At 67.0% G+C, this 11,522-nt stretch carries 13 protein-coding genes; 6 read left to right on the forward strand and 7 right to left on the reverse strand.

The annotated features are described in order from the left end of the window. Positions 1–2 precede the first annotated feature (2 nt). Together JWP83_RS11965 and JWP83_RS11970 are read left to right on the forward strand one after the other, a co-directional pair. On the forward strand, positions 3–1,466 hold the full coding sequence (locus tag JWP83_RS11965) for an NAD(P)/FAD-dependent oxidoreductase (protein ID WP_297730154.1): 1,464 nt from the start codon (positions 3–5) through the stop codon (positions 1,464–1,466). A gap of 3 nt (positions 1,467–1,469) precedes the next feature. Further along, positions 1,470–1,937, forward strand: coding sequence for a cupin domain-containing protein (locus JWP83_RS11970; RefSeq protein ID WP_297730155.1), 468 nt, complete (start codon positions 1,470–1,472; stop codon positions 1,935–1,937). Here the strand turns inward: JWP83_RS11970 and JWP83_RS11975 are convergent. Both JWP83_RS11975 and JWP83_RS11980 read right to left on the reverse strand, forming a co-directional pair. Continuing rightward, positions 1,931–2,329, reverse strand: coding sequence for a VOC family protein (locus tag JWP83_RS11975; RefSeq protein WP_297730156.1), 399 nt, complete (start codon positions 2,327–2,329; stop codon positions 1,931–1,933). The two genes, JWP83_RS11970 and JWP83_RS11975, sit on opposite strands and share 7 nt — an antisense overlap. Before the next feature lie 105 nt (positions 2,330–2,434). After that, positions 2,435–2,749: a hypothetical protein gene (locus JWP83_RS11980; protein ID WP_297730157.1), complete on the reverse strand. Its 315-nt coding sequence runs from the start codon at positions 2,747–2,749 to the stop codon at positions 2,435–2,437. 687 nt (positions 2,750–3,436) lie between these two features. Between JWP83_RS11980 and JWP83_RS11985 the strand changes: the two genes are divergently transcribed. Together JWP83_RS11985 and JWP83_RS11990 are read left to right on the forward strand one after the other, a co-directional pair. Beyond that, positions 3,437–3,907: a hypothetical protein gene (locus JWP83_RS11985; protein WP_367185628.1), complete on the forward strand. Its 471-nt coding sequence runs from the start codon at positions 3,437–3,439 to the stop codon at positions 3,905–3,907. A gap of 102 nt (positions 3,908–4,009) precedes the next feature. After that, the gene (locus JWP83_RS11990) at positions 4,010–4,825 is read left to right on the forward strand and encodes a lysophospholipid acyltransferase family protein (protein WP_297730159.1); all 816 of its coding nucleotides are present in this window, start codon (positions 4,010–4,012) and stop codon (positions 4,823–4,825) included. 33 nt (positions 4,826–4,858) lie between these two features. Here the strand turns inward: JWP83_RS11990 and purQ are convergent, their stop codons facing one another. From purQ to JWP83_RS12005, 3 genes are read right to left on the reverse strand one after another with little or no spacing between them, the layout of a single operon-like run. Next, a complete protein-coding gene (purQ, locus tag JWP83_RS11995) occupies positions 4,859–5,533 on the reverse strand; it encodes a phosphoribosylformylglycinamidine synthase subunit PurQ (protein ID WP_297730160.1) in 675 nt (224 codons plus the stop codon). Beyond that, positions 5,530–5,769 (reverse strand): phosphoribosylformylglycinamidine synthase subunit PurS, encoded by a 240-nt coding sequence (gene purS / locus JWP83_RS12000; RefSeq protein ID WP_297730161.1) that lies wholly within the window; start codon positions 5,767–5,769, stop codon positions 5,530–5,532. Before purS ends, purQ begins: the two co-directional genes overlap by 4 nt. 55 nt (positions 5,770–5,824) lie before the next feature. Next, complete coding sequence (locus tag JWP83_RS12005) at positions 5,825–6,553, reverse strand: ATPase (RefSeq protein WP_297730162.1); 729 nt, start codon at positions 6,551–6,553, stop codon at positions 5,825–5,827. On the opposite strand from JWP83_RS12005, the gene JWP83_RS12010 reads away from it, so the two are divergent. Next, positions 6,530–7,168, forward strand: coding sequence for an MBL fold metallo-hydrolase (locus JWP83_RS12010; RefSeq protein WP_297730163.1), 639 nt, complete (start codon positions 6,530–6,532; stop codon positions 7,166–7,168). The two genes, JWP83_RS12005 and JWP83_RS12010, sit on opposite strands and share 24 nt — an antisense overlap. A gap of 67 nt (positions 7,169–7,235) precedes the next feature. Here JWP83_RS12010 and JWP83_RS12015 read toward each other — a convergent pair whose 3' ends face one another. Continuing rightward, on the reverse strand, positions 7,236–8,903 hold the full coding sequence (locus JWP83_RS12015; protein WP_297730164.1) for an FAD-binding dehydrogenase: 1,668 nt from the start codon (positions 8,901–8,903) through the stop codon (positions 7,236–7,238). A 48-nt stretch (positions 8,904–8,951) separates the two neighbouring features. After that, positions 8,952–9,656 (reverse strand): DUF2334 domain-containing protein, encoded by a 705-nt coding sequence (locus tag JWP83_RS12020; protein ID WP_297730165.1) that lies wholly within the window; start codon positions 9,654–9,656, stop codon positions 8,952–8,954. Positions 9,657–9,840: 184 nt separating this feature from the next. Here JWP83_RS12020 and JWP83_RS12025 point away from each other — a divergent pair, with 184 nt between their 5' ends. Next, positions 9,841–11,463 carry a DHA2 family efflux MFS transporter permease subunit gene (locus tag JWP83_RS12025; RefSeq protein WP_297730166.1) on the forward strand — a complete coding sequence of 541 codons (1,623 nt, stop codon included), beginning with the start codon at positions 9,841–9,843 and terminating at the stop codon, positions 11,461–11,463. Positions 11,464–11,522: the final 59 nt, after the last annotated feature.

An 11,522-nucleotide genomic window follows, 5' to 3' on the forward strand; every position in this document is an offset into this window, starting at 1 on the left:
CCATGGCAGCAGTCATCGAACGGGACGACGACGTCTATGACGTGATCGTGCTCGGCGCCGGACCGGTCGGGCAGAATGCCGCGGAGCGCGCCCGCGCGACGGGCCTCAGCGTCGCCCTGGTCGAGCGCGAACTCGTCGGAGGCGAATGTTCGTATTGGGCCTGCGTGCCGAGCAAAGCGTTGCTGCGTCCGGTCATTGCCGTCTCGGACGCCCGCCGGGTCGACGGCGCTCGTGAGGCGGTCAACGGTCCCATCAGCAGCGCGGGCGTCTTCGGCCGCCGCAACCGCTATGTCAGCGACTGGGACGACAGCGGCCAGGCCGACTGGGTAAGCGGAATCGGCGCGACCCTGGTACGCGGGCATGGGCGGTTGGACGGTCCGCGACGAGTCGCCGTCACCGCCCCCGGCGACGAGCAGACGGTGCTGACCGCACGGCACGCGGTTGTGGTTTGCACCGGCAGCCGGCCCGCGCTCCCCGACTTGCCCGGCATCGCCGAGGCCAGACCGTGGACCAACCGCCAGGCCACCGACAGCAGCGACGTCCCGGAGCGGCTCGCCGTCGTCGGTGCCGGCGGCGTTGGTGTCGAAATGGCCACCGCCTGGCAAGGATTGGGCTCACACGTGACCCTCCTGGCCCGAGGTTCCGGGCTGTTGCCCCGGATGGAGCCCTTCGTGGGCGAACTCATCGGCCGGGGACTGTCCGAGGCGGGCGTGGATGTGCGCGTGGGAACAGCGGTCCGCGCGCTGCGCCGGCCCGACGGCGGGCGGGTGGTCCTCGAATTGGACGATGGATCCGAATTGGAAGTCGACGAAGTGCTTTTCGCCACGGGCCGGGCGCCACTCACCGACGACATCGGCCTGGAGACGGTGGGACTGACGCCGGGCAGCTGGCTCGACGTCGACGACACCTGCCGGGTGCGGGCCGTCGAGGACGGCTGGCTCTACGCCGCGGGCGATGTCAATCACCGGGCCCTGCTGACCCATCAGGGCAAGTACCAAGCACGCATCGCCGGTGCGGCCATCGGGGCCCGCGCGGCGGGAAAGGCGTTGGACACCGCGCCGTGGGGCGTGCACTCAACCACCGCCGACCATTACGCTGTGCCGCAGGCGTTCTTCACCGACCCGGAGGCCGCCGCGGTCGGCCTGACGGCCCGCCAGGCCGACGAAGCCGGACACCGGGTGCACACGGTCGACGTGGAAATCGGCGACGTCGTGATGGGAGCCAAGCTCTACGCGGACGGGTACACCGGTCGGGCCCGGATGGTGGTCGATGCGGATCGTGGCCACCTGCTCGGTGTCACGCTGGTCGGCCCCGGGGTCACCGAGATGCTGCACTCGGCCACCGTCGCCGTCGCCGGCCAGGTGCCCGTCGATCGGTTGTGGCACGCCGTGCCGTGCTTCCCGACGATCAGCGAGGTGTGGCTGAGACTGCTCGAGGCCGATCGGGACTCGGCGGACGATAATTGACGCATGGCGACTTCGGACGGATTTCATCCAGACTTCCGCGACGCGGCGACAGAGGTCTCCCGCCACCGCGTGCACCACGTCAAGGCGTCGGACATCAGTTCCGACACCGCACAATCGGAGGGCCTGCGCCGGTTCGCAGCCCTGTCCGGCAAGTCTGTCGGTGCCGAGAAGCTGTGGATGGGCGAGACACACGCGTCACCGGCGACCGTCTCGTCGAACCATCATCACGGCGAATCGGAGACCGCGATCTACGTGCGAAGCGGTCACCCGGAGTTCGTCTTCCACGACGGCGTCGACGAGGTCCGCATCTCCACCGCGCCCGGCGATTACGTCTTCATCCCGCCGTATCTGCCGCACCGGGAGGAAAACCCCGACCCCGACTCCCCCGCCGAAGTTGTGATCGCGCGCAGCACCCAAGACGCCATCGTCGTCAATCTGCCCGAACTGTATCCACTGAAGGGCGCTCAGTAGACCGCGATTTCGATGAGATTCCCGTCGACGTCACGGCAGTAGTGCGAGGTCATTGGCCCCAACGCGCCGGTCTTGGTTACCGGTCCCGAGACGATGTCGATGCCGCATGCGGTGAGGTGGGCGCGGACGTCGTCGGGAGTTGCCTGCGTGATGAAGCACAAATCTTCGGAGCCGGCGGCTTCGACGGACCCGGTCACCCAGTCGGGATCGTCGGCCAGCGCCCCGACCGGCCGCAGGTTGATCTTTTGGTTCCCGAACGACACGGCGGTTCTGTTGGACGGTCCGAAAGTCTCTCGCCTCATGCCGAGGACCCGCTCATACCAAGAAGCGGTGGCCTCAACGTCCTTGCAGTTCAACACAATATGGTCGATCCGTTCCACCGCGAACCCCACGTTCAACCCTCCTTATCGGTGCGCAGCTGCGTTGCGAGCGCGGCCGCCAGCTGGTCGGCGGCATGCTCGTCGAGTGTCTTGTGAGCGAAAATCATTCGGGGACCGCTATGCGCAGGTGATGGTGCGCTGTAACCAGTATTCCGTCCCCACCGGATTCATTGGGCATTGGCTGCGGGTGAAGCTTCCAACGAGCCATTCTGTGCGTGGACGAAGCAATTTACCGACCCGCTGCTCTGCGATTGTCGACAGATAGCACCCCAGCTCCGCACCCGATATCAAGCACCGTGCGATGTTGCGCGGGAAGCAGAGCCACAAACCGGTGAAGCCACCCCTGTTCAAACAAGCGATCACCGCGATCACGAGACCAAGCCGCAGCATGACGCGGTAAATCTCGATGACCCGCACCGCGTCAGACCCCACGGACCCAAATCTACTGAACGCAGCGGCACCAATCACCACCGTCGCCCCTCAACCAGATCCACCAACCCGCCCAGCGCGAGGGCAACTCGCGCCGTCACACCCGGGGCCGCATCAAGTCGACATTGCCAGTGCGCACGGTTGGCTAGCCCATTGTCAAAATCGCCGTTGCGGCCAGCGCGATTATGGTCCCGAGGGCTACGAGTATCACCGTGATTGCGGCGCGCACGATTTCGTCTTCGCTGGGTCGCCTGCGCGGCATGACGATTTCCGCTCGCCAGGCTAGTGCTTTGGTTCCTGCGGCAACGGTAATCCCAGGGCTCGTATCAGATTCACAATCCGGCAAGCCACCCGAACACCCTGCACCTCCATGCCCATTCATCGTGTAGCTGCCGACAAGCACGCGCGCAGGGGCCGCGGTGGTCATGTCAGCCAGCCCTGAGAATGCGGACCACCGGATGGGTTATTTGCAGTCAAAGAAGCCACCCCTTTTCATGTAACTAACGGTAGAAAACTCAAGTCACTATTGGGACTAAGGTGGCTAACGGTACGAGCACGCACCCAATCGCGTTCCATGTCAAAGCGGATAAACCGGAATCCCCCTCGCTCAGCGAATTCTCAACATTTTCTTCGTTTCCGGCTAGCTCGGCTCCAAGGATCCGCAAAGCCGCTGGCCTCACCATCGATCTCATGATGAGTGAGCCGCTCTGCGCGAACCTGGTCGAGCGCTATCTGTGCACACGCGGCAGCCGGTATTTCCGGGGCCGGCACGACGGCGAGTTTTTCTACGTCGCCAATACCCGCCCACGGCGGCTGCACGTCCACCTCGAGGTCTGCCCGACGCACGGCGACGTGTTGATGATCCGGGTGACCCCCGCATGCTTCTTTCCCGCCACCGACCGCCCCTGGCTGATGCACTTCGCCGACACGTGGAACGCACAGGACCGCGAAGTCGTCGCGATCGTGCACGGCTCCTCCGACCCGCAGCGCATCGGGGTGGTGGCGCGCAGGTCGCAATGGATCCGGAAGGGTGTCTCCTTCGAGGATTTTGCTTCCTTCGTCGACGTCGCCATCGCGGACGCAATCGACCTGTTCGGCCAGTTGGCCCCCGTCGTCGAGTTGCCCTCGACGGCACCTCCGTTGCTGTGTGACGCCGGCTGAGGGCCGGGGCCGCCACGGGGAATTCTCGGCGTTGTTTTCGCGGGTGGCGTTACGCCCCCGCCGATGTTTAAGGCCCGCATCACATCGGGCAATCAGTAGCAAATGACAGGTACACAACAGCGGGCGCCCGACACCCACGAGATCGCCAAATGGGATCCGGCGTTCACCCGACAGGTCGCCAAAGCCATGGGACCCGTCGTCAAGCGGTGGTATCGCGCCGAGGTGCGAAACATAGGGAACATTCCATCCAGCGGTGGAGCGCTGGTGGTGTCCAATCATTCGGGCGGGATGCTAACGCCGGACGTGCTGATCTTCTCGCCGGCCTTCTACGACAGGTTCGGCTACGACCGCCCGGTCTATACCCTGGGCCATTACGGGCTGTTCATGGGCCCCATGGATGGATGGCTCCGCCGCCTGGGGGTCATCGAGGCGAACCCGGAAAACGCCGCCGCGGCCTTGCGTTCGGGCGCGGTCGTGTTGGTCTTCCCCGGCGGCGACTACGACTGCTACCGGTCCACCTTCAGCGCGAACACCGTCGACTTCGACGGCCGTACCGGCTATGTCAGGACCGCCATCGAGGCGGGGGTGCCGATCGTGCCCACCGTGTCCATCGGCGCCCAGGAGACGCAGCTGTTCCTGACCCGCGGCAACTGGCTGGCGCGCAAGCTGGGACTCACCAAGGCCCGGATAAACATCCTGCCGGTCAGCTTCGGCTTCCCGTTCGGCCTGAGCGTGGTCTTCCCGCCCAATCTGCCGCTGCCGGCCAAGATCATCACCGAGGTGCTCGAGCCCATCGACATCGCCGCCCGCTTCGGCAACGACCCCGACGTCGACGAGGTCGACGCCCACGTGCGTGCCGTGATGGAGGCCGCGCTCAAGCGGCTGGCCGCCCAGCGCCGCTTTCCCATTTTCGGCTAACGGCGAATTACGCAGTACGACAAGGATTTCCGCCTAAACGGCCAGCACGGCGTCCAGCGCCGAGTAGAAAAGGCCCAGGCCGTCGTCGGAGGGTCCCGTCAGCGCCTCGATGGCGTGCTCGGGATGCGGCATCAGCCCGACGACGCGACCGTTGGCGGAGCTGATGCCCGCGATGTCACGCTGCGAGCCGTTGGGGTTGTCGTGGTAGCGGAACACCACCCGGCCCTCGCCCTCCAGCTCGTCGAGCACGTTCGCGGGGGCGACGTAGCGGCCCTCGCCCGACTTCAGCGGCACCAGCAGGTCCGCGCCGAGTTCGAAACGCGACGTCCAGGCCGTCGAGGTCGATGCCACCCGCAGCCACACGTCGCGGCACACGAAATGCAAGCCCGCGTTCCGAGTCAGGGCCCCAGGGAGCAGCCCGGCCTCGCAGATCACCTGAAAACCGTTGCAAATCCCCAATACCGGCATTCCGCGTCCCGCGGCGTCGACCACCGCGGCCATCACCGGGGCGAACCTGGCGATCGCACCGGCGCGCAGGTAGTCGCCGTAGGAAAAACCGCCGGGCACCACCACCGCGTCGACCCCCTTGAGATCGGCGTCGGCGTGCCACAGCCCGACCGCCTCGCCGCCGACGCGCCGCGCCGCGCGTGCGGCGTCCACGTCGTCAAGCGTCCCGGGAAAGGTGATGACGCCGATCCGCGCCGTCACTGCGCCTCCCGGCTTATCGTCCAGTCCTCGATCACGGTGTTGGCCAAGAGCGATTCCGCTATCTCGGCGAGCTCTGAGTCGCCAATCGTATCATCGACCTCTAGCTCAAACCTCTTGCCCTGCCTGACATCTGAGATCCCCGGGTGGCCGAGCCGACCCAGCGCGCCGACAATGGCCTGACCCTGCGGGTCCAGAATCTCCGCTTTGGGCATCACATGAACGACCACCCGGCTCACCGGCGCTCCTCCTCAGGGTTTATCTCGGCACCCAACTGTACCGGCGAGCTCCGATTCAGGGGCACGAGGCGATATAGGCGTCGCACAGGGGCGCGGTCATGGAGTTCAGCACGGGGTCGTCCGCCATCGCCGGCCAGGGCGCCTGTGGCGGCCCCGACGACCACAGCGTGAGCTCGCTGACCGTGCTGCTCGCCACGTGGGCCACCAGGTAGGTGTGCATGATGACGGGCCCGCTGACCACCGCGGCCATCCGGTTCCGCTCGTCGCTGGTGATCGACGGCGACTGGGCCGGGGCACGCTGCTGGCAGCCGCGCAGGGCGGCGACGGCATTGCTGAACACCCCAGCCGCGATGGAGCCGCCGCGCGCCGTGTCACCACGCCAGTGCAGAACCTCGGCCTGCAACTGCCACTGACTATCCGGGTGGGTGATCGTCACGCGCGCCGCGACCGCCGAATCGCGGGCGTCCTGCGGCGCCGACGGTGTGGCACACAGGTCCTCGAACCGAAACCTCGCCGTCCCGCCACCGGTCAGCGGAACCGACGAACCCGCGAGAGCCGGCCAGTTGTACACCGAGTCCAACGGCACCGCGCGCTGCTGGATCCACGCGCTGTTCGGGATCTGGTCGCACACGGGTGGGCACGTCTCCGGGTCCGCGTGGGCGGGTACCACGACGATCAGAGTTACCGCGAAGCCGCCGGCAGCCAGCATCGCCAGGATCACCCGCATCGGCACCACCCCCGTCAGGGCACAATCGTTGACATGCAACTTACGCACTTCGGCCATTCCTGCCTACTTGCCGAATTCGACAACACGCGTGTGCTATTTGATCCGGGTACGTTCGCGCACGGTTTCGAGGGAATCACAGGCCTCTCCGCCATCCTCATCACCCACCAGCACCCCGACCACGTCGACGTCGGGCGGCTGCCTTCGCTGCTCGAGGGTAACCCCGACGCGGCGCTGTACGCCGATCCGCAAACCACCGAGCAGCTGGGCGCGCCGTGCCGGGCGGTGCACGTCGGCGACGAGCTGCGGCTCGGCGAGCTGACCGTCCGGGCCGTCGGCGGCCGGCACGCCGTGATCCACCCGGAAATCCCTGTGATAGAGAACATTTCGTACCTGATCGGCGACGGGGGCCACGCGGCGAGATTGATGCACCCCGGCGACGCGCTGTTCGTGCCCGACGAGCCGGTGGACGTGCTGGCCGCTCCGGCGGCGGCCCCGTGGATGAAGATCGCCGAGGCCGTCGATTACCTGCGCGCGGTGGCGCCGGCGCGGGCGGTACCCATCCACCAGGGGATCATCGCCCCGGATGCGCGGGGCATCTACTACGGTCGGCTCACCGAGATGACCACCACCGACTTCCAGGTGCTGCCCGAAGAAAGCGCGGTCACCTTCTAGCGCCGTCACCTTCCAGCGCGAGCACCACAGGCCTCGGCACCGCAAAGGTCTAGGTCACCACAGAGGTTTAGGTGATGTCGTCGGCGGCGCCGCGACCGGCGGCACGCCCGGAGAAAATGCAGCCGCCCAGGAACGTGCCCTCCAGCGCCCGGTACCCGTGCACGCCGCCACCGCCGAATCCGGCCACTTCGCCGGCCGCATACAGCCCGGTCAGCGGGGTGCCCTGGGCCGTCAGCACCCGACCGGCCAAGTCAGTCTCGATGCCGCCCAAGGTCTTTCGGGTCAGGATGTGCAGCTTGACCGCGATCATCGGCCCGGCCTTCGGATCGGTCAGCCGGTGCGGCGCCACCACCCGGCCCAGCCGGTCGCCCAGGTAGCCGCGGGCGGCACGGATCGCGGTGATCTGCCCGTCCTTGGTGAACCCGTTGGCCACCTCGCGGTCTCGGGCGGTGACCTCGGCTTCCACCGTGGCGTAGTCCAGGGGCTCCACATCGGGCAGCTTGTTCATCGCGGTCACCAGCTCGCGCAGCGAGTCCGCGCTGACGAAGTCCACGCCGCGGTCGATGAAGGACTGGACCGGTGCCGGCGGCCCGGAGCTGGCCCGGTTGCGCAGCAGTTCGCGCACGCTCTGCCCGGTCAGATCGGGGTTTTGCTCCTGACCGGAGAGCGCGAACTCTTTCTCAATGATCTTGGTGTTCAACACAAACCAGGTGTAGTCATGCCCGGACTTGGTGATGTACTCGCACGTGCCGAGGGTGTCGAAGCCGGGGTACAGCGGCACCGGCAACCGCTTGCCAGACGCGTCCAGCCACAGCGACGACGGGCCCGGGATGATCCGGATGCCGTGCAGCGGCCAGATCGGGTCGTAGTTGGTGATGCCCTCGGTGTAATGCCACATCCGGTCGGGGTTGATCACCCGCGCGCCGGCATGCTGGGAGATGCCGATCATCCTGCCGTCGACGTGCGCGGGCACGCCGCTGAGCAGTTGATCGGGTACGCGGCCCATCCGCGTCGGCCAGTTCTTGCGCACCAGATCGTGATTACCGCCGATGCCGCCGCTGGTAACGATCACCGCTGAAGCGCGGAACTCGAATTGTCCCACCGCTTTTCGTGATGAAGCCACACCGCGCGCCGCCGCCGAGGGCTCCAACAGGGTGCCGCGCACGCCGGTCACCGCGTCACCCTCGACGATCAGCTCGTCGACCTGGTGGCGGTGCGCGAAACGCACCGATGAGCGGTCGCGCAGCTGACGCGCGAAGATCTCGACCAAAGCCGGCCCGGTGCCCCACGTGATGTGGAACCGGGGCACCGAGTTGCCGTGTCCCTGTGCGCCGTAACCGCCGCGCTCGGCCCAACCCACCAACGGAAAGATCTTGAGCCCCCGGGCGCGCAGCCAGCTGCGTTTCTCTCCGGCCGCGAAATCGACGTAGGCGCTGGCCCATTGGCGTGGCCAGTAGTCCTCGGGCCGGTCGAACGCCGCCGTGCCGAGCCAATCCTGCAGGGCCAATTCATGGCTGTCCCGGATGCCCAGGCGGCGCTGCTCCGGGCTGTCGACGAAGAACAGGCCGCCGAACGACCAGAAGGCCTGCCCGCCCAGATTGGCGCTGTTCTCCTGGTCGAGGATCAGCACCCGCAGGCCGCGCTCGACCAACTCGCAGGCGGCCACCAAGCCCGACAGCCCGGCACCCACGATGATCGCGTCAGCGGCGAACCCCGCGGCCGAAGAATCGCTCATGTCCGAACAGGGTAATGCCCGCGGCCGGCGAGCCGATCAGACGCTCGGTCAGGCCGCGTCGAGGACCGCCCTGCGGGACCGCCATCGGTACACCGTCGGGGTGCAGCCATGCATCGACGCCAGGTCGACGGCGTCCAGCATCGCCTGCAGCGGCCCCGGCTTGCGCAACTGGTGCGCGGCCACCGCGACCCGCACGATGCCGCCGCGGCGCGCGATCCGCTCCGCGGACAGCACTACCATGCGGCACCACCACGGTTCGGTCAGGAAGCCCTCGCCGATGCCCAGCACTCTGGTGCGTTCGGTACTGTGCCGGACCAGGTCGGTGATCCCATGCAAATCGGCAAGCAGCCGAAAACCGTTCTGTGGCAATGCCTTGACGACACCCGGGGACACCACCCAGCCCGGTGCCGCGAACAGCCGCGTGCGCAGCCCGAGGTGCTCGAGCACCCGGTCGGCGCCCATCAGTCGCAGGTTGGCCTCGTGCGCGCGCAGCACCGCGAATTCGCCGCGACGCTTCTTGGTCGCGGGGTCGTCGTAGCCGTGCAGCACGATGGCGTCCCCGCCGGCCCGCCGGGCGGTCAGCCACTCGACGGTGTGCGGGTCGCGGTCAAGCCGGTAGTCACCCTTGAGCCGGGGAGCGACCAGCAACGAAACCGGGATCTTGCGGGCGTCCATTTGTGCGCAGAACGCCTCCACGTCGCCCAGGGTGCGTTCGCCGATCCCCGAGACCGAGACGATCAATTTTCCAGACACACCTGCAGTTTGACGATTCCAGGTGTCGGGATGGTGAAGGACACGCGGACGGCAGGCGTATATCGGGCCCGGTCGGGAAGCCGCCTAGACGCCCCGAGGCCGTGAAAAAGCCCGGGGCCGAACCGCCCGCCCGGACCGCGGCAGCAAACGCGTCCCGGCGCCGGCCGGGACAAATCGATTCGATATGCTAAGCAACGCCATGGACAAGGCCCGTTCAGCAGCGGCCGACACCCCGCCGCCCACCGCTGCCCCTCAGCAGCCGGGCGTCCATGTCTATCCCGACAAGTTGGACGCCAGGCTGTTACGGGTCTCCGGGGTATGCCTGCTGGCCACGGTGATGGCGATCCTGGATATCACCGTCGTCGCCGTCGCGCAACGCACCTTCATCGACCAATTCGGCTCCGCGCAGGTCGTTGTCGCCTGGACGATGACCGGCTACACGCTGGCCCTGGCGACCGTGATCCCGTTGACGGGCTGGGCCGCCGACCGGTTTGGCACCAAACGGCTTTTCATGGGGTCGGTGGTGGCATTCGCGCTGGGCTCGGTGCTGTGCGCGGTGGCGTCAACGATCTTGCAGCTCATCGTGTTTCGAGTGGTGCAGGGCATCGGCGGCGGCATGCTGATGCCGCTGGGATTCATGATCATGACCCGCGAGGCGGGCCCCGGGCGGCTCGGCCGCCTGATGTCGATCCTGAGCATCCCCATGTTGCTCGCCCCGATCGGTGGGCCCATCCTGGGCGGCTGGCTCATCGACACCTCCAGCTGGAGGTGGATCTTCCTGATCAACCTGCCGATCGGGCTCGTGACGCTGGTTCTGGCGGCGATCGTGTTCCCCAGGGATCATCCAGCGCGCTCGGAGACTTTCGATGTCGTCGGTGGACTGCTGCTGTCGCCCGGGCTGGCGACGTTCCTGTTCGCGGTGTCGTCCGTCCCGCGCTGCGGGACGGTGGCCGACCGTCGCGTCTTGATACCGGCGGCCGTCGGCCTCGTGTTGATTGCCGCGTTCGTGGCGCACGCTCGGCGCCGGGCGGACCATCCTTTGATCGATCTGCGGCTTTTCCAAAACAAGGTGATCACCCATGCCAATGTGACGATGCTGCTGTTCGCCGCCGCGTTTTTCGGCGCGGGCCTGCTGCTCCCAAGCTACTTCCAGCAGGTGCTGCACCAGACGCCGATGCAGGCCGGGGTGCACATGATCCCGCAGGGACTGGGCGCGATGCTGACGATGCGGCTGACCGGCCCGCTGGTGGACAGGCAGGGGCCGGGCAAGATCGTGCTGGTCGGCATCGCACTGATCACCGCCGGTCTGGGCGCCTTCGCGTTCGGCGTGGCCAGGCAGGCGGGGTACCTGCCCACGCTGTTGGTGGCGCTGGCGATCATGGGCCTGGGCATGGGTTGCACCATGATGCCGCTCTCCGTCGCGTCGGTGCAGGCGCTGGCCCCGCACCAGATCGCGCGCGGCACAACGCTGATGAGTGTCAGCCACCAGGTGGGCGGTTCCATGGGAACCGCGTTGATGTCAATGATCCTCACCAACCAGTTCAACCGAAGCGAGAATATCGCCGCGGCAAACAAACTCGCGGCGCTGCAGCAGAAGGCGGCCGCCACCGGAGCGCCGGTCGACCCGTCCGCGATACCCCCGCAGGCGCTTGCCCCCGGCTTCTCGGGCAACGTGCTGCACGACCTTTCCCACGCGTACACGACGATATTCGTGATCGCGGCCGTGTTGGTGACGTTCACCGTCATCCCGGCGGTGTTTCTCCCGAGGCAGCCTGCGAGCGAAACAGTGGGCGAAGATCTCGATTAGCCCTCAAAAAGCATGTTGGCGATCCGCATCGCGGTGTCCATCGGATCGGGCTGTTTGAT

This window comes from Mycobacterium sp. (assembly GCF_025965855.1).
GTDB lineage: Bacteria > Actinomycetota > Actinomycetes > Mycobacteriales > Mycobacteriaceae > Mycobacterium.